This window comes from Winogradskyella sp. PG-2 (assembly GCF_000828715.1).
Taxonomy (GTDB): domain Bacteria; phylum Bacteroidota; class Bacteroidia; order Flavobacteriales; family Flavobacteriaceae; genus Winogradskyella.
The window spans coordinates 939,253-958,190 of sequence record NZ_AP014583.1 but is presented as its reverse complement, the minus strand read 5'-3'; the positions used below and the strand labels follow the sequence as shown (position 1 = coordinate 958,190).

Here is an 18,938-nt window from a genome sequence, read left to right as displayed (position 1 = left end):
GATGTTTAATAAAGACCGTTGGACAGAAATATTGGAAGCATTAAATGCTAATAAAGTAAGAACTTTTCTTACTGCATTCGGGGTATTTTGGGGTATAACTATTTTAGTGCTCCTCTTAGCTTTAACGAATGGGTTGAGAAATGGTGTCACCGCAGATTTTGGCGATTTTGCTACTAATTCCATGTTTATGTGGACACAAGGAACATCAAAACCATACAAAGGATTGCCAAAATCAAGAAATTTTAATTACAAGTTTGATGATGTCGCTGCAATAAAAGCGGCCGATCCAGAAATTAAATACGTATCTCCCAGAAATCAATTAGGTGGTTATAATGGAGCAAATAATGTTATAAAGGGAACAAAAACAGGCGCCTTTCAGATTTATGGAGATTACCCAGAGTTTATAAAGCAAAAGCCGATGGATATTCTTGAAGGTCGTTTTATAAGTTACTCTGATATAAATGCGAAGCGCAAAATTTGTGTTATTGGTCCAGATGTTGTAAAAGGACTTTATAATAAAAATGAAGATGTTATAGGATCTTACATAAAAATTAATGGCGTTAACTTCATGGTAGCCGGAACGTTTAAAATTACAAATAGCCAAGGTGATTCAGAGGAAGAAGCTAATACTATCTTTATTCCATTCTCAACTTTTAATCAGGCATTTAATTACGGTGATGTAGTAGGATGGATGGCGATTACAGCAACGGATAAAATAAGTATTACTGATGTTAAAGAGCGTATTTTTTCTTTAATGCGAGATAGACATACCATTCACCCTGAAGATGTAAGAGCAATAGGTCATTTTGACTTATCTGAGCAGTTCGGTAGAGTTAATGGACTTTTTGATATTTTATCTATTGTAGGCTATTTTGTCGGAGCTTTAGTTCTATTGTCTGGAATCATTGGTATTAGTAATATCATGCTTATTGTAGTCAAAGAACGTACTAAAGAAATAGGAGTGAGGCGTGCTTTAGGTGCTACACCATGGACAATAAAAGGTCAAATATTACAAGAAAGTTTAATACTCACTATTTTATCTGGTATGGTAGGTATTTCATTTGCAGCATTAGTTATTTGGGGAATGAATGCTATTTTGGATAGTGTTGGACCAGTAGAAAATTTCGCAAATCCAAGTGTAAGTATGCAAGTGGTATTTACAGCATTAATCATATTAGTAGTTTCAGGTTTATTAGCAGGATTAATTCCTGCAAACAGTGCCACTAAAATGAAACCTGTTGACGCTTTAAGAATTGAATAATCATAAATCAAGAAAGTTAGAATAAATAAAATCATCAACTAAAAAATGAAAAGAACTACAACCATTATTGTACTGATATTAATAGTCCTTGTATTTGGAAGCTCTTTATATTATTTGTGGGCAAAAAATCAAGAAGACCCAGTAACATATACTACCGAAAAAGCTTCAACTGAAACTATAGTGTTAAAAACAGTAGCGACAGGAAGTATAGTGCCAAAAGAAGAGGTATTGATTAAACCAAATATCTCAGGTGTTATTGAAGAAGTTTATATTGAAGCTGGTGAATATGTACAACAAGGAGATTTAATTGCAAAGATTAGAGTTATTCCTAATGTATCATCTTTAGCTAGTGCAAAGAATAATATTGCATCAAATAGAACAGCATTACAAACTGCAGAAATCAATTACAAAACTCAAAAAGCAATTTACGATCGCCAGAAAGAATTGTTTGATAAAGGTGTGATTGCAGCGAATGAATTCGATCAAGTAAACAACACCTTTTTGCAAGCAAAACAGAGTGTAGAACAGGCTAGAATTGATGTGACCCAATCAAGACAGAATTATGATATTATAAAAACAGGAACCACGTCTGGTTTAGGAAATATTGCGCAAACACAAGTAAGGGCTACTGTTGCAGGAATGGTTTTAGATGTGCCAGTAAAAGCTGGGAATCAAGTGATAGAAGCGAATAACTTTAATGAAGGAACATCAATTGCTTCTCTCGCTGATGTAAAGAAAATGATTTTTGAAGGCAAGGTAGATGAAAGCGAAGTTGGTAAAATAAAAGAAGATCTACCATTAGAAATCACTGTTGGTGCCATAGAAAATGAAAAATTTGATGCGGTTTTAGATTATATAGCACCAAAAGGCGTTGCAGAAAACGGTGCTATTCAATTTGAAATTAAGGGCACACTTAAAAAAATTGATTCCACTTTTATTAGAGCAGGTCTTAGTGCTAATGCGTCCATTATTTTAGATAAAGTAGAAAATGTGCTAGCTATTAAAGAAGCCTTAGTACAATACGATTCAGAAACAAAAAAACCTTTCGTTGAAATCGCAGTTGGAGATCAGAAATTTGAACGTCGTGATATAGAATTAGGACTAAGTAATGGTATCTTTGTTGAAGTAAAAAAGGGGATATCAGATTCTGATGAGATAAAGGTATGGAATCAACTTCAAGGGCCTCCAGCATATGGGCAACAATAATTTTAACATTTAGTGTAACACTTTAGGATTTATATAGACAAATAGACATCATGAAAAAATCAATCATAATAATATTACTTCTTTTTGGAGTTTTCGCACAGGCTCAAAATAAAAAGTGGACCCTCAAAGAGTGTGTTGTATATGCTTTAGAGAATAATATTTCAGTTAAGCAAAGTGAATTAGATATAGAGATTGCAGATATTGAGAAATTAACAGCTAAAGGAAACTTTATTCCTAGTCTAAATGCGGGAGCTGGTGTTTCAGAAAATACAGGTCTTAGTTTTAATCCTATAACTAACAATGCTCAAACTACAACCTTTTTGTCTGCTTCAGGAAGTATTAATATGGGTTATACTTTATTTGATGGTTTAAGAAACATCAGACAATTACAACGTGCAGATATTTCTAAACTTTCTAGTCAATATCGTTTAGATAAAATGAAAGATGATATTTCACTGTTTGTAGCCAATGGATATCTTACTGTAATACTCAATAAAGCTAATCTAGAGGTTTTAAGATCTCAAAATGATGTCACAAAAGAGCAAATTCAAAGAACACAAGAATTAGTTGATGCAGGCTCATTGCCAAGAGGTGACTTATTAGAAATTAGAGCAACAGATGCTAGTGAGCAGCAATCAATAATAAATGCAGAAAATAATATTCAAATATCATTAATCAGCTTAGCACAATTACTTTTAATTAAAGATTATGAAAATTTTGATATCGAGGATGAAGGTTATGACATTGTTGATGCTAGTATAGCAGATAAAGATATTTCTGAAATATTAGCAAAAGCTAAAGAATCTAGATCTGAAATAAAGATTGCAGAACAATCTGTAGAGTTAGCAGAAATGGATTTAAAGATTGCCAAAGGGGCAAATTTACCAACATTGTCTGCGTTTTTTGGATATAATACCAGATATGCTAATACACCAGGATTTATTCAGCAAGTAGATCCTAATAACCCAACGGTTACTCAGCAAATCGGTACAGTACAAGGTACAGGCCAAGCTGTTATCAGTGAATTTCCTAATACTTTTGCAGTAGAGGTAGCTGCGGACCCATTTATAGATCAATTATATCAAAATGATGGTATTGGATATGGCTTAAATCTTAATATTCCTATTTTAAATGGTTTTAATACTAAAGGAAGTATTCAAAGAAGTAAAGTCAGTTTAGAACGTTCTAAGTTTCAGTTAGAGCAAGCAGAATTAGATTTGGAGTCCACAGTGTACCAAGCTTATGTTGATGCTAAAGGAGCTTTAAAATCTTATGAGGCAGCCAAATTAGCATTAGAGTCACAACAATTAGCCTATAATTACGCCAAGGAGCGTTATGATGTAGGGTTAACAAATGCATTCGATTTTAGTCAATCTAAATTAAGATTCGATAATTCTAAAATTGAATTAAATCGTGCTAAGTACGATTATATTTTTAAGTTGAAGGTTCTTGAATTATATTTCGGAATACCAGCAACTGAATTAAAGTTTTAATTATGAGCAAAACAGTAAAAATTATCATTGTCGCTGTCATTCTTCTATTAGTCGCATTAATAGCAGGATCTAAGATGGGATGGTTCGGTAAAAAAGGAAATTTCAAAGAAGTTACGGTTAAAGAAGTATCTTTAAAAGATATTGTTGAAACCGTTTCCGCAACGGGTAAAATCCAACCAGAAGTTGAGGTTAAGATATCTTCAGAAGTCTCTGGTGAAATTTTAGAATTGCCTTTTAAAGAAGGACAACAAGTTAAAAAAGGAGACTTATTAGTTAGGGTAAATCCAGATTTAATTCAGTCGGCAGTAAATCGTTCGCAAGCCTCTTACCAAAATGTTAGAGCAGGCTTAGAACAAGCTGAAGCAAGTTTAAAACAAGCTAAGGCAGATTACGACAGAAACAAAACACTTTTTGAGAAAGGAGTCATTTCTAAGGCTGATTGGGATAGAGCTATTGCTTCTTATGAAACGGCTGAAGCAGGAAAAAATTCTGCATACTATAACGTTCAAAGTGCTGCTGCAACTGTTAATGAAGCTAAAGACAACTTAAATAGAACAACAATTTATGCTCCAATGAGCGGCACAGTTTCACTTCTTAATGTTGAATTAGGAGAGCGCGTGGTTGGTACCCAACAAATGGCTGGTACTGAAATTTTACGTGTAGCAAACCTTAATAATATGGAAGTTGAAGTAGATGTTAATGAAAATGATATTGTAAAGGTTAATATCGGAGATTCTACAATTGTTGAAGTAGATGCTTATTTAAAGAAAGAATTTAGAGGTGTAGTTACTGAAATTGCAAACTCCGCTGCAGGAAATTTGGCTGCCGATCAAGTGACTAACTTTAAAGTAAAAGTTAGAATTATTGAAGAATCATATAAAGATTTAACTGAAGGGAAGCCAGATACGTATTCTCCTTTTAGACCAGGAATGACAGCTACAGTAGATGTGATTACTAAGACAAGAAAGGATGCAATTTCGGTACCAATTAGCGCTATAGTAATTAAAACAGACACAAGTTCAACTAAGAAACCTTATGGTAAATCATCGGAAATTGAAGAAGGTTCTCCAAAAGAGGAAGAGAAATTTGAATGTGTTTTTGTTAATGAAAATGGAAAAGCTAAACTAAGAGTTGTAAAAACAGGAATTCAAGATGATACCAATATAGAAATAGTTGAAGGGTTGTCGAAAGATGATAAAATAATTACTGGTCCTTATAATGTAGTTTCTAAGACATTGAAGCCAGGAGATCTTATTGAAGAAAAAAGTAAAAAGGTAAAATCGTCTGGAGATAAAGAAGACGAATAACCTAATACATATTTGCTAATGGCAGTTGTGCTAAACATAGAAACAGCAACCACAAATTGTTCTGTCTCTCTATCTAAAGATGGGGAGACTTTAGTTTTAAAAGAAGATAATAGCAAAGGTTACTCTCATGCAGAGACCTTACACGTTTTTATAGATGAGGTTTTTAAAACGTCTCATATTACCCCCTCAGAAATTGATGCTGTTGCTGTAAGTAAAGGTCCAGGTTCTTATACAGGACTTCGCATTGGGGTATCTTCCGCTAAAGGGCTATGTTTTGCATTGAACAAACCTTTAATTGCGATTGATACCTTAGAGAGTTTAGCGAATCAAGTGAATTGTGAAGAAGGTTTTATTATTCCAATGTTAGATGCAAGACGGATGGAAGTGTATTCAGCTATTTATAATTCACAGTTAGAGTTACATAGAGAGATTAAAGCTGAAATTTTAACAGAAGAAAGCTTTAAATACCTTCTCAGTAAAAGCAAAGTATATTTTATTGGTAGTGGTGTAGAAAAAACTAAAAGCTTAATTCAACATCCAAATGCTATTTTTATTAATGGGAAATTACCGTCTGCCAATGAAATGGCAGTTTTAGCCGAATTAAAACATCAAAAAAGCGACACTGAAGATGTCGCTTATTTTGAACCTTATTATTTAAAGGATTTTGTAGCTTTAAAAAAGAAGAATTAACCCTCTTTTTGTATTTCTACTGCATGTGGATAAGGAATTTCAATTCCTGCAGCATCAAGAGCTTCTTTTGCGTTTTCGTGTGTGTCAAAATATACATCCCAGTAATCTGCAACTGTACACCATGGTCTAACCGCAAAGTTTACAGAACTATCTGCCAATTCAGATACGTTTACTGTTGGTGCAGGATCCTTAAACACCTTTGGATTAGATGTCAGAACTTTTAATAATACTTCTTTAGTTTGTTTGATATCAGAATCATAACCTACTCCAAAAGTTAAGTCTACACGTAGTTTTCCTTCCGTAGAATAGTTTACAATATTCCCATTAGATAATGCACCATTAGGAATAATAACTTCTTTATTTGTTGGCGTTAAAAGTTTAGTTGTAAAAATTTCAATCTCTTTTACAACCCCAAGTTCACCTTGCGCTTCAATAAGATCACCTATTTTTATAGGCTTAAAAATCATCAGTAAAACGCCACCTGCAAAATTACCTAGCGAGCCTTGTAATGCCATACCTATAGCAAGACCAGCAGCAGCAAGAATAGCGGCAAACGATGTGGTTTCTATACCTACAGTGCCAAGTATTACAACTATAAGAACAATTTTTAAAACCCAATTGATTAGATTTAACAGAAACTTCTTTAAACTTTCATCGTAATCTCCCTTATTCAAAGTTTTTCTTAGAACATTTTTAATTACTTTGATAATCCAGCTACCAATTATCCATATAAGAATAGCAGCAATAATTTTTGGTGCAAACTCAACTATTACGTTGTAGCCTTTGTCAATCCATTGTTGTGTGTCCATGTTGGTTTAATTTATGTTGAATAAAAAAACTCGACGTTTAATAGTCGAGTTATGTGTTGTGTTTTAATGTTATTACTTAACTTCAAAAGTTAATTTTAAAGCCACTCTAAATTCTGTGACATCGTCTCCATTTACAATTGCACTTTGATCTTGTACATACACAGAACGAATGTTTTTTACAGTTTTAGAAGCTTCTTTCACAGCCTTTTTAGTTGCATCTTCCCAACTTTTATCTGAATTTGATAATACTTCAATAACTTTTAATACTGCCATAATATTTTTTAGGTTTATACTTTTTAGAAACAAAATAATATTAATTGTCACATTAAAATTAATGCTATTTAGCCATTAATTGCATTAACCGTTATTGCGTTATCGTTAAGCATTTCTTTGAGCATATTCTCTATTCCATTTTTTAAAGTAAAGGTTGACGAAGGACAACCACTACATGCACCTTGTAATAGTACTTCTACTTTTTTAGTATTAGGGTCATATGATTTAAACTCTATATTACCACCATCACTTTCTACAGCAGGTTTAACATACTCCTCTAAAATGTTTACTATGTTTTTTGAGGTGTCATCTAAAGCTTCAAACTTTTGCTCAATAGCTTCTTCTGTTTTATTAAGTTTTTGAGGGGCATCATCATTAAGTATAGTTTTACCCTCTTCAACATAAGACTTTATAAACTCACGTAACTGAAGTGTAATTTCTTCCCATTCTATAATGTCAAATTTTGTAATGGAAATGAAGTTCTTTTCCATATATATATTCTTTACAAAAGGAAACTGAAATAAAGCAGTTGCAAGTGGAGAAGGTTTAGCATCTTCAATAGAAGAGAATTCATAAAGATTAGGTACTAAAACTTTATTGCTAACAAATTTTATAACACTTGGGTTTGGCGTGCTTTCAGCGTATACAGTTACTGCTGCTTTTGGTTTAATTGCGTCTTCAGTAATAACTATTCCATCTTTTGATAAATAATCTTCAATTTGTACTGCAACTTCACTTTGAACATCGGACCATTCAACAATATTATAACGTTCTATAGCAATAAAATTAGAAGCGATATACACCTTTTTAACAAATGGTAAGTGAAATAATTGCTGTGCTAATGGTGAGTGTTTTGCTTCATCAATATTATTGAATTCAAAACTATTATGATTAGTAAGAAAACGATCAGCTTCAAACTTTAAAATCGTTTCGTTAGACGTTGGTATTATTGAAATTTTTGTCTGCGACATCTTTTTTTTACAAAGGTATGAAATATCAAGATTAAACGTTTATCCCATATATTAAGTTTTGTAACTAAATTCTTAAGTCAATTCATATAATTTGATTAAATTCCGTGCTCATAAAAATAATCTCTAGTTTCATAATGCGTAATTGCTAGCATTTAATAGAGTTAGTTTGTTAAAAACTAAATATGAAAAAGATCCTCTATATAATGATCCTGATAGTTAATTCTATTGGGTTTTCACAAGATGTATCTATGCAAAATGGTACTTTTAACCGTTGTGCTCCCGATAAATTTTATGACTCTGGTGGTGAATTTGGTAATTACAGTTTGGATGAAAACTTTGTTACGACAATATGCCCTCAAAATGCAGATGAGTTTATTATTCTTAATTTCACATCATTCAGTACTCAAGGAGGACTTAATGTAGACACCATGAATATCTATGATGGTGATGATACTTCCGCTAATTTAATAGGGAGTTTTTCTGGGCCTACTACAAGTCCGGGAATGGTATCTGCTACAACTGCTAATACTTCAGGTTGTTTGACTGTAGAATTTATTTCTAATGATTCAGGTACCGCAGATGGTTGGGTTGCAGATATTCTTTGTGCTACTCCATGTCAAGACATTGTTGCTTCAATAGATAGTACTACTCCAATACCTAATGGATCTGGTGTTATAGGGATTTTACCTGGTGATACAGTAGATTTTTCTGGTAGTGCTACGTTTTCCCTTGATGGTACTAATGCAACTTATGATTGGAATTTTGGTGATACAAATACAGCAACTGGTAATGATGTTTCTAATACATTTGCAAATCCAGGTACTTATGTAGTTACATTAACCGTAAAAGATGATAACCCTCAAGTATGCATAGATACAGAAACTATAACAGTTTTTGTTCTAGGTCCAAACGTAGTTGTTGATCAAGATTTATTTACCCCAGAGCAACTTATAGAAGATGTCTTAATAAATAGCGATTGTGCAGAAATAACTGATATTGTGTGGTCTACAGGAACTACCTTTAATTCATTTGAACCAAATGGAATTGGTTATTTTTTTGGGGATGGGATTAATTTTCCATTTGAAGATGGTATAATTCTTTCATCAGGTGATGCTAATATAGCTGCTGGGCCAAATAGTGGTGTAGGTGAAAGTTCTGGCGGAATTGGTTGGCCAGGTGACCCTGACTTGGATGTAGTTGCTGGCACAAATACTACCAATGCGACTTTTATACAATTTAATTTTATTCCATTTGCCGACAGTATAAGTTTTGAGTTCATAATGGCCTCAGAAGAATATGATATGGGTAATTTTGAATGTACATTTTCAGACGCTTTTGCTTTTTTATTAACGGATTCTGCGGGTAATACATCTAATTTAGCAGTACTCCCAGGAACTAATACACCAATTTTAGTAACTAATATTCACCCTTTTAATGGTAATTGTCCAGCAATCAATGAAGAATTTTTTGGAGAATATATTCCAGTGCTTAGCCCTCCAATCGGCTACGATGGACGAACAACTGTTTTTACAGCCCAAGCTGATGTAATTCCTGGTGAAAACTATACAATAAAGTTGGTTATTGGTGATGATGGCAATGGTGGTTCAGATACACAACTTGATTCGGGCGTATTCCTAAGAGCTGGAAGTTTTGATTTAGGAGGTAATTTAGGTGATGATATTACCATTGCTGCAGGTACAGCAGAGTGCGGTGGAAATGAGATTATGCTGGATACAGGTATTCCCGCGGCTGATCATGTATGGTATTTTGAAGGTGTTGAAATTCCTGGGGAAACGGGATCTACTATTATGGTTGGGGATACAGGTACTTATACCGTTGACTTTATTTTTACAGGTGTTTCAGGTGCTTGCCAATCTACAGATGATATTTTGGTTGAGTTTAGACCTAGTCCAACAGCAAATCCGGCTGTAAATCTAGTAGAATGTAGTGCAACTGGAACAGCTGAGTTTATGTTGTTAGATAATGACGATGATGTTTTAGGAACACAAAGTGCAGCTGATTTTGTTGTAAGCTATCACCTTACACCGGAAAATGCAATGGATAATGTTGGTGCTTTACCAGCTAACTATACGAATATTACTAATCCACAAACTATTTGGGCTCGTATGGCTGATAATTCCCAATCATGCTATGATATAATTTCATTCTCATTATCTGCTTCCACTCAACCAACGATTAACGTTGTAAATAATTTAATGGTTTGTGATGATTTTAGTAATGATGGTTTTGAGGATTTTGATTTAGGTTTACAGACTGCTACGATATTAGGTAGTCAAAGTCCGACTGATTTCACGGTGACTTATCACACGAGTATTGTAGATGCAGAGATGGGTGTAGGAGCCTTACCAGATTTGTATACCAATACGAGTAATTCGCAAGATATCTATGTAAGAATAGAGAGTGTAAGTGACAGTAATTGTTATAACGTTACAGGGTCAGTCGATTTCACATTAACAGTCAACACACGAGCGATAGGCAATATGCCAGAAAATATGATGACCTGTGATGATGTAAGTAACGATGGTGTAGAGCAATTTGATTTATCGACCCAAGAAGCAGATATACTAGCAGGTCAAGACCCATCGATTTACAATGTATCGTTTCATGATACCCAAGACGATGCGGATAATAATGAAGGAGCCTTACCGACGCTTTATAGTAATACAGATCCAAATATTGAGACTGTTTATGTAAGAGTAGAAGACCCTTTACATCCAGACTGTTATGGTACGACAAGTTTTGATTTAATTGTCAATCCATTACCAATAGTATCATCAGTAACACCATTACAAGTATGTGATGACGACACGGATGGTTTTGTAGGCTTCCCATTAAGTACTAAAGAAGCGGAGCTATTAAATGGACAAACAGGAATAGAAGTATCGTTCCATGAGAATATGTCAGGGGCAGAGATGGATACAGCAGAAATTTTTGATGGTTATATCAATACGACGGCAAATAACGACACTGTATATGTAAGATTAGAGAATACAATGACCAGTTGTTATAATGTCACTGCATTGCCACTCGAAGTTTTAGAAAACCCAATAGCCAATCCAACGACACCTTTAGAAGTTTGTGATGATGATAATGATGGTTTAGCCACTTTCAATTTAAGTTTACGTGATGTAGAGGTTATAGGAACACAAACAGGAATGGTGGTAAATTACTATGATACTGAAGCAGAAGCTATAGCAGGTAATAATCCATTAGCAAACAATTATAGTAATATAGTAGCAGGATCTCAAGTTATCTATGCACGAATAGAAAATGATGTTACAGGTTGTTATGCTACGACAACCTTACAATTAATTGTTAACCCACTACCAACAACTATAGAGATTGGTGATTATGAGTTGTGTGACGAGAATAATCCAGGTGATGGACAAGAGTTATTTAATCTCACTACCAAAGATGCAGAAATAATAAACGGCCAAGTTAATGTTACGGTAGCTTACTATGGAAATCAGATGGATGCCGATTTAGGAATTAATGAGATTACTACATTATATGCAAATACGATAAGCAACCCTCAAGAAGTATTTGCAGTACTGACCAATACACTCACTAATTGTAGTTCTAACATTAGCTTTGATTTAGTAGTTAATCCATTACCATCCTTAATCGCACCTACCGCTTTAGAGGTTTGTGATGATGCTACACCAGACGGACTCACAGAGATGGATTTAAGTTTAAAGAACATCGAGATTACAGGGAACAACCCGAGTTATGCAGTGAGTTACTATGAGAACTTGTCAGATGCGCAATCAGAGACAAGTCCACTACCAACATTATATACCAATACAAGTAACGGACAAATCATCTATGTACGTGTAGAAGATACAGGTACAGGCTGTTATGATACAACAACTTTAGAGTTAGTCGTAGAACAAGCACCAATCGCTAATCCAATACCAACAGCGTTGACCTATTGTGATCCAGACAATGACGGTTTTGGGGTTTTTATGCTAACAGATGCAGATAATGATATTACAGGAGGTGCAGCAGGACTCACCGTGAGTTACCATGAGACTTACGCCAATGCAGACAATAATGTAGATGCCATAGATACCACAGTAGATTACAATAATATTGTAGTTGATGAGCAGACGCTATACGCCAGAGTAGAAAGTGCAACGATAGCGACAGCCTGTGCAACACTAGTAGAGTTACAATTAATCGTAGAACCAAGCCCACAGATTATAGAGCCAACACCATTAGAGGAGTGTGATGATATCTCAGCAGATGGCTTTGCAAGTTTTGATTTAACGACCAAGGCAGACGAAGTCTTAAACGGTGCAGATGCGACAGATTATATTGTAAGCTATTACGAGACGCCAGAAAATGCAAACGACGCTAATAATCCAATAGCCAATCCAACGGCTTATACCAATACAGAAAACACCCAAACAATATGGATACGTGTTGAAGACAGTAGTACTGCGGGAGGCTGTTATAAGGTTACAAGTTTAGTACTTAAAGTCAATCCATTACCAGTATTAGTACAACCAAGCCCATTAGAGGAGTGTGATGTTAACAATCCAGGAGATGAATCAGAAGCCTTTATGCTAGACGACGCCAGAGATGAGATACTCAATGGTCAAACAGGAATTACCCTAACATATTATGAAACACAGGCAGATGCAGACGCAGCAACCAGCCCAATAGGGAGTTCATATACCAATACGAGTAATGCACAGACGATTTATGTAAGAGCAGAGAACGATGATACAGGTTGTTATAGCACCATTACATTAACCTTACGTGTAGATCCAATTCCATCACCAGAACCAGATCCAGACCCTATAGAAGTTTGTGATGATGATAATGATGGTTTTGCAGAATTTGATTTAGAGCAACGCACCATAGAAATTATAAATGGTGAGTTAGATGTTGTGATTAGTTACCATGAAACGGAAGAAGAAGCTAACCTAGGTGATAATCCAATCACAGGCTTATATACTAACATTATGGCGAACAGTCAAATGATTTATGTACGATCAGAGAACACCATCACAGGTTGTTATAGTCTCACCTTAAATACGTTAGAGTTAATTGTAGTTCCATCGCCAGAAGTACCAACAGATATAGCACCTTATGTGTTGTGTGATGATGATGCTAATGGGATGACTCAATTTGATTTAACAACCAAAGCATCAGAGATTTTAGGCACTCAAAGTGCAACAGACGTTATATTGACCTATCATTTGAGCGCAGCCGCAGCAGAAGCAGGTAATAGTGCAATCATTAATGTAGGTAACTATACCAATACAATGAACCCACAGGTTATCTATGTGAGGTTATTCAATCCAACAACAGGTTGTCAAGATACAGGAGAGTTTGAGTTACAAGTAGAATTACCACCAGTAGCAGTGCAACCAACACCATTAGAGGATTGTGATGATTTAGGGGAATCCCCAGGAGATGAGATGACGACTTTTGATTTGACGTTAAAAGACGCAGAGATCACAGGAGGTAATGCCAGTTGGTCTGTAGATTATTATGAGACTGATGCAGATGCTCAGTCGCAGATGAATGCGATACCAGACCCAACCCAATATACAAATACGTCCATAGGAGGTTTACCACAAAACCCACAAACTTTGTACGTAGTGGTAACCGATACAGATACAGGTTGTGTGGACTTCACTACAATGACCATTAGAGTATTACCTAATCCAACTCCAACGGATATACTACCAGATTTAGTGTTATGTGACGATATCAATACAGGAGATGGGGAAGAAGTCTTTGACTTAACAGAAAATGAGATACTGCTATTAAATGGTGAAGTTGGAGTTACACCGACGTATCATGAAACACCAGAAGATGCAGACTCAGGTAGTAATCCAATACTAGATCCAATAAACTATACCAATACACAAACACCACAAACGATTTACGTAAGAGTAACCAATGATGTTACAGGCTGTTATACCATAGTTGATTTTGCGCTCATCGTAAATCCACTACCAGCAGTAATAGCAGTAACAGACTTTATACAATGTGAATTAAATACTGATGGTATCGATAGTTTTGATTTAACAACTAAGGATGCAGAAGTCTTAAATGGTCAAGACCCAATGGAGTTTGTAGTGACCTATCATGAGAGTTTATTAGATGCAGAAGCAGAGATGAATGCCTTAGTAAGCCCTTATACTAATCTTACAAATCCACAAGAGATTTTTGTAACGATAACCAATACAGTAACAGGTTGTTCGATTAGTACACAACGTTTTAATATCCAAGTGGATGAAGCTGCGCAGGCCAATCCAGATATGGAAGCTATTGTGTATGAGGAGTGTGATGATAATATGGGGACTGATGGAAACCCATCAAATGACAGTGTACAATTTGATTTAGCAACTCGCGACCCAGAAGTATTAGACGGTCAAGATCCAGCGAATTATATAGTCACTTATTATGCAACAGAGGACGATGCGAATTTAAATGTAAACCCATTACCTAACCTGTACGAGAATATCGTAAATCCACAGGTGATTTATGCAAGAGTAGATAATAACACGTTAACAGTGATCTCGATTAACTTAGATTTAGCAGGTCTGGCAACAGGCTTAGATTTAGATGGGGATGGCACTATAGATACTTATGATGCAGATGCAGATGGGGTGTTTGATTTGATTGATGTCGATGGAGACGGTATCTCAGATGCTATAGACACCAATGCTGATGGTTTTATAGATTTTGTAGATGTAGATGGAGACGGACAAGGAGACCCAGTAGATATTACCAATGATGGAGTGTTTGATAACCAAGTTGATGGATCAATTTGTTTTGAAGTAGCCGAGTTAACCTTACAGGTAAATCCATTACCAGAATTTGATTTAGAAGACAGTTATATCTTATGTATTGATACCAATGGTACAGAAGTATTAAGTAGTCCAGTATTAGACACAGGCTTATCAGAAACGGATTATAGTTTTGAATGGAGTTACAATGGGGCTATCCTTCCAACAGAAACAGGATCTAGTTTAGCGCCAACCCAAGGTGGAACATATAGTGTTATCGTTACAGATATAAGTACATCGAGTGTTACAAGTTGTGTTAATATGGATAGCACAGAAGTGATAGAAAGTGCACCACCAAGTTTAACAGCAGAAGTGGTAACACAACTATTTGGTGATAATAACGTTATAGAAGCAGTTGCTACTGGAATCGGTGATTATGAATACAGTTTAGATAATGGTCCATGGCAAGATAGTGGTGTGTTTACCAATGTATCCTCAGGGATACGTATAATCACAGCACGCGATAAGATTGGTTGTGGATTAGTCAGTGTAGAAGTACAAGTAATAGATTATCCATTATACTTTACACCAAATGGAGATGGAAACCATGATACTTGGAATATAGAAGGTATTGGAAGTAGTGCAAAAATTTATATATTTGACCGTTATGGAAAATTACTGAAACAACTCAGTCCGACAGGATCGGGTTGGGATGGAACATTTAATGGTAGTTTAATGCCAACAAGTGATTACTGGTTTACAGTTATTTATAACGAACCTATTAATGGTAACCAAAAAGAATTTAAAGCCCATTTTACCCTGAAACGATAAATAATTATGAGATTAAAAAAGTTTTGTTTAGTAGCATTTATAGCTTTTGTAGCAAATTTTAGTTTTGCGCAAGAGGGTATTCCGATTTATTCGGATTATTTAACTGATAATTATTACTTAATTCATCCTTCAATGGCTGGTGTTGCAAATTGTGCTAAAGTTAGATTAACAGCCAGACAACAATGGTTTGGTGTTGATGATGCTCCTAGCTTGCAAACTGTAAGTATGAATGGAAAATTAGGGGATACACCAGTTGGACTTGGTGGAATTCTTTTTAATGATTCTAATGGATATCATTCTACAGTTGGTGGGTATGCGACTTTTGCTTACCACTTAATGTTTTCACGAAATGAGATAGATTTAAATATGCTTTCTTTTGGTTTAAGTGCTGGATTTTTGCAGTACAAATTAGATGAAACAGAGTTTTTAGCTCCTGGTGAGTTTGATCAGGCTATTGCAGGAATTGAACAAAGTGCTACAAATTTTAATGTTGACTTTGGTTTTTCTTATCACTTTTTAGATTTTTATGCTCACTTTACGGCTAAAAATATTTTGGAGAATGAGGGTATCAACTGGAATCGTGGAAATAATCAGTTTCAATTTAAAAACTTGAGAACCTATTTGTTTTCTGCAGGATATACATTCGGTAAGTTTGGTAGTGATTGGACATATGAACCTTCTATAATGTTTATGCACAGAGATGCTACAGAGGAATCTTCAATTGATATTAACGCTAAGGCTTATAAGAAAATGGATTTTGGTAAAGTTTGGGGAGGTTTATCTTATAGACGAAGTTTAGATGGCGCAGAATTTGCCAGTGGATCTGGTGTAAGTAGCCAAAAATTACAATATATAACACCATTTATTGGTGTAGATTATAATCAGTTTGTGTTTGCATATACATATTCATATCAAGCCAATACAATTAATTTCAATACAGGTGGTTTTCACCAAATAACTTTAGGTTATAACTTTAATTGTAAACGTGAGAAGTATGAGTGTAACTGTCCTGCAATAAATTAAAAAGAAAGGCTCAATGTAAATTGAGCCTTTCTTTTTTATTCCCATTTATAATTTTTCTTTTCAGCTTGAAATTTTAGAGCTTTAATCATCGCGCTTTCGAGGCCATTATTACTAGTTTTATTTTGCTTTGAAACATAATCTCGACGTTTTAAATTTAAACTTGCAATGTCTTTTTGAAGCATTTTACGCTCTTTACGTTTTTTTTCAACATAAGATTTAATTTCCGCTTTAGATTTACCTTTTAATTCTTCGGGTAATTGTTTCTCATCTAAATCTTCATAAGAGAAATTAGCTTCTTGTTCAGCATCTACTAAATCCCATGAACTATTCAAATACAAATGAGAGCTTTTACTTACCGTTCTGCTTACTGCGTTTGCTTTGTTATAACTCATTGCATTAGAATCTTGTTCAGCTTGCATTTCCATTTTTGCTCTCCCTTTTTTGCTATAAGCGACATAAGTTTTATTGAGTCTTTCATTCAACTCTAAGATCTTATCGTCATATAGGGAAGCTACATGAACTGTGGCTTGATTATGATTTATAGCCATGTAATTGCCATGCGTTAAATCTGCACCTTCTTTCCAATAGCTAGATATCCCTTGGTTGTAATCTCCACAGAAAATAGTGTTTACAGTTACATCATTTTTATGTGCCAATTTTGAAGCATCTTTATAACTAACTTTCCCTTGTGTATAAGGCTCGTTCCCTGCAATAAAAATTAGCTTTAAATCAATTATCGCTTTCCCCCCATTCTAACTGATTAAGAGCTGTTGTAATCACTTTTCCGCAAAATTCATTCCCACCATTTGTTGTTAATGAGAATAGCGACTTTGAAATTTCATCTAAATCATTACTAAAAGTGATAACCTGCCTTAAGTAACCTTCTTCAGCATTAAGATTATCATTACCATATTCATAGACAGCAATTTTTAGATTAGGACTTTTGTCTTCACATTTGGCATAAGACAATTCGTTTACAATTTCCCAAAGCTGTGCTTTAGCTTGGTCAATTAAACCATCCATGCTATTACTAGTATCTAATAATAAGGCGACTTTTATTTCTCGATTTTCAGATTTTGATTTAGTTTCAATTACAGTTTCTGAAATTGCTAAATCTTGTGTTTTAGTTTTAGAATTTGCATTGCAAGCTGTCATTATTGTTAGACTCACTACAAGGTTTAAAAATTTAATTTTTGTTTTCATGCTATATCGAATTTTATATAATATCATTATTCACCTCTAATTTTTAGTATTTAATTCTTTTACATCAATAGTTCCATTTGGGGATATCACATAGTATTTATGATCTATTTCTGTTTTGGTAATAGGTTGTTGTTTTTTCTCTTTAGGTTTTGGAGTGAAAACCAGTTTTATATTCATACCAATTTGAACGACAGGTTCTAGAATCGAAGGGTTTATAACCACATCGTAACTTTCATAGGTTAATGGTTGGTAATAGTAAGACGTTTGTTTTTTAACACTAGTAATTGCTTTCCCTTTTTTTAATGCATCGAAAGACACACTATTATAGGCTTGGTAGCTTTGATAAAAATCTTTTGGAAAATAACAGTATTTGTCATCTGCAATAGCAACATTGTATTCAGCTAAATCAAAGCCTAAAACTTTATAGTAAGTTTTTTTATCTTCTATGAGTTTAAGAAGTTGATCTTGAAGATTTTTATAAACTTCCTGAATATTCTCAATAAAGTAATCCACTTTAACAAGGTTGTAAACTTCACTTTTTGCGCAAGCTTCTAAAATAGCTTCAAATTGATTTGTTTTGGTGAATTGAATATGAATATTTTGCTGTAATTCAAAACCTTTTGGCACCTCTGTATAGGTTTTGCTAAATAATTTTTTAGTGACTTCTACTTCATAAATTGGTATAAATGAAATGACATCAATAGCAATATTTTTTTGAGAAATACCTTTAGCATTTAACTGCATTTTGATGCTGTCAATACGTTTTTTCATCAAATCATTAGTGACCTCTGCTGATGGTCCAATCTGAGATAGATTAAACACTGCAGTACTAGTGGTAGCGCTTACATTTTGAAGTGCTTTTACGTCAATTTTTACAACGTTACTAGCTTGTAAGACTTTGTGAATTTGGCGCTGAACAGTTGGGTTATAAATCTGAGCATTCCCAGAAGTTAAAATATTCTGACGAGAAATGTCTCTTGTGATTTGGTTGTAATTTCCTTTATGCTGAGCTGTTAAAAAACAACAGCAAAGAATGATTAGCATAAATGCTAAATTGCTTTTTTTCATTTTGATTTATGTTTTTTGATTAATGCTGTAAAG

At 34.4% G+C, this 18,938-nt stretch carries 13 protein-coding genes; 7 read left to right on the top strand and 6 right to left on the bottom strand.

Features of this window, described 5'->3' with window-relative positions; translation table 11 throughout:
* Window position 1 precedes the first annotated feature (1 nt).
* From WPG_RS04290 to tsaB, 5 genes are read left to right on the top strand one after another with little or no spacing between them, the layout of a single operon-like run.
* Window positions 2-1,261 carry an ABC transporter permease gene (locus WPG_RS04290; RefSeq protein WP_045469794.1) on the top strand — a complete coding sequence of 420 codons (1,260 nt, stop codon included), beginning with the start codon at window positions 2-4 and terminating at the stop codon, window positions 1,259-1,261.
* A 45-nt stretch (window positions 1,262-1,306) separates the two neighbouring features.
* On the top strand, window positions 1,307-2,467 hold the full coding sequence (locus WPG_RS04285; RefSeq protein ID WP_045469791.1) for an efflux RND transporter periplasmic adaptor subunit: 1,161 nt from the start codon (window positions 1,307-1,309) through the stop codon (window positions 2,465-2,467).
* A gap of 50 nt (window positions 2,468-2,517) precedes the next feature.
* A complete protein-coding gene (locus tag WPG_RS04280; RefSeq protein ID WP_045469788.1) occupies window positions 2,518-3,960 on the top strand; it encodes a TolC family protein in 1,443 nt (480 codons plus the stop codon).
* On the top strand, window positions 3,960-5,267 hold the full coding sequence (locus WPG_RS04275) for an efflux RND transporter periplasmic adaptor subunit (RefSeq protein WP_171817205.1): 1,308 nt from the start codon (window positions 3,960-3,962) through the stop codon (window positions 5,265-5,267). Before WPG_RS04280 ends, WPG_RS04275 begins: the two co-directional genes overlap by 1 nt.
* Before the next feature lie 18 nt (window positions 5,268-5,285).
* Window positions 5,286-5,957 (top strand): tRNA (adenosine(37)-N6)-threonylcarbamoyltransferase complex dimerization subunit type 1 TsaB, encoded by a 672-nt coding sequence (gene tsaB, locus WPG_RS04270; protein ID WP_045469782.1) that lies wholly within the window; start codon window positions 5,286-5,288, stop codon window positions 5,955-5,957.
* Here the strand turns inward: tsaB and WPG_RS04265 are convergent.
* The 3 genes from WPG_RS04265 to WPG_RS04255 form a co-directional block, all read right to left on the bottom strand.
* Window positions 5,954-6,766, bottom strand: a complete 813-nt coding sequence (locus WPG_RS04265; RefSeq protein ID WP_045469779.1) for a mechanosensitive ion channel family protein — start codon at window positions 6,764-6,766, stop codon at window positions 5,954-5,956. The genes tsaB and WPG_RS04265 overlap by 4 nt on opposite strands.
* Window positions 6,767-6,838: 72 nt before the next feature.
* Window positions 6,839-7,039, bottom strand: coding sequence for a dodecin family protein (locus WPG_RS04260; protein WP_045469775.1), 201 nt, complete (start codon window positions 7,037-7,039; stop codon window positions 6,839-6,841).
* A gap of 68 nt (window positions 7,040-7,107) precedes the next feature.
* The gene (locus tag WPG_RS04255) at window positions 7,108-8,010 is read right to left on the bottom strand and encodes a NifU family protein (protein ID WP_045469772.1); all 903 of its coding nucleotides are present in this window, start codon (window positions 8,008-8,010) and stop codon (window positions 7,108-7,110) included.
* A gap of 182 nt (window positions 8,011-8,192) precedes the next feature.
* Between WPG_RS04255 and WPG_RS04250 the strand changes: the two genes are divergently transcribed.
* Window positions 8,193-15,611 carry a choice-of-anchor L domain-containing protein gene (locus WPG_RS04250; protein WP_231850249.1) on the top strand — a complete coding sequence of 2,473 codons (7,419 nt, stop codon included), beginning with the start codon at window positions 8,193-8,195 and terminating at the stop codon, window positions 15,609-15,611.
* Window positions 15,612-15,617: 6 nt separating this feature from the next.
* Window positions 15,618-16,634, top strand: coding sequence for a type IX secretion system membrane protein PorP/SprF (locus WPG_RS04245; protein ID WP_084221517.1), 1,017 nt, complete (start codon window positions 15,618-15,620; stop codon window positions 16,632-16,634).
* Between the two features lie 35 nt (window positions 16,635-16,669).
* On the opposite strand, the gene WPG_RS18530 is transcribed toward WPG_RS04245, so the two are convergent.
* The 3 genes from WPG_RS18530 to WPG_RS04235 all read right to left on the bottom strand — a co-directional run bounded on the left by WPG_RS18530 (window position 16,670) and on the right by WPG_RS04235 (window position 18,905).
* On the bottom strand, window positions 16,670-17,290 hold the full coding sequence (locus WPG_RS18530; protein WP_231850248.1) for a hypothetical protein: 621 nt from the start codon (window positions 17,288-17,290) through the stop codon (window positions 16,670-16,672).
* Between the two features lie 73 nt (window positions 17,291-17,363).
* Window positions 17,364-17,837 (bottom strand): VWA domain-containing protein, encoded by a 474-nt coding sequence (locus WPG_RS18525; RefSeq protein ID WP_231850247.1) that lies wholly within the window; start codon window positions 17,835-17,837, stop codon window positions 17,364-17,366.
* A 36-nt stretch (window positions 17,838-17,873) separates the two neighbouring features.
* A complete protein-coding gene (locus WPG_RS04235) occupies window positions 17,874-18,905 on the bottom strand; it encodes an SIMPL domain-containing protein (RefSeq protein ID WP_045469763.1) in 1,032 nt (343 codons plus the stop codon).
* Window positions 18,906-18,938 lie beyond the last annotated feature (33 nt).

What these genes read in the sequence shown, in the direction of transcription:
- WPG_RS04285 (WP_045469791.1), top strand. Translation starts at nt 1,307, where the DNA reads ATGAAAAGAACTACAACCATTATTGTACTGATATTAATAGTCCTTGTA.
- WPG_RS04265 (WP_045469779.1), bottom strand. Translation starts at nt 6,766, where the DNA reads ATGGACACACAACAATGGATTGACAAAGGCTACAACGTAATAGTTGAG.
- WPG_RS04260 (WP_045469775.1), bottom strand. Translation starts at nt 7,039, where the DNA reads ATGGCAGTATTAAAAGTTATTGAAGTATTATCAAATTCAGATAAAAGT.
- tsaB (WP_045469782.1), top strand. Translation starts at nt 5,286, where the DNA reads ATGGCAGTTGTGCTAAACATAGAAACAGCAACCACAAATTGTTCTGTC.
- WPG_RS04255 (WP_045469772.1), bottom strand. Translation starts at nt 8,010, where the DNA reads ATGTCGCAGACAAAAATTTCAATAATACCAACGTCTAACGAAACGATT.
- WPG_RS04290 (WP_045469794.1), top strand. Translation starts at nt 2, where the DNA reads ATGTTTAATAAAGACCGTTGGACAGAAATATTGGAAGCATTAAATGCT.
- WPG_RS04250 (WP_231850249.1), top strand. Translation starts at nt 8,193, where the DNA reads ATGAAAAAGATCCTCTATATAATGATCCTGATAGTTAATTCTATTGGG.
- WPG_RS18525 (WP_231850247.1), bottom strand. Translation starts at nt 17,837, where the DNA reads ATGAAAACAAAAATTAAATTTTTAAACCTTGTAGTGAGTCTAACAATA.
- WPG_RS04235 (WP_045469763.1), bottom strand. Translation starts at nt 18,905, where the DNA reads ATGAAAAAAAGCAATTTAGCATTTATGCTAATCATTCTTTGCTGTTGT.
- WPG_RS04245 (WP_084221517.1), top strand. Translation starts at nt 15,618, where the DNA reads ATGAGATTAAAAAAGTTTTGTTTAGTAGCATTTATAGCTTTTGTAGCA.
- WPG_RS04280 (WP_045469788.1), top strand. Translation starts at nt 2,518, where the DNA reads ATGAAAAAATCAATCATAATAATATTACTTCTTTTTGGAGTTTTCGCA.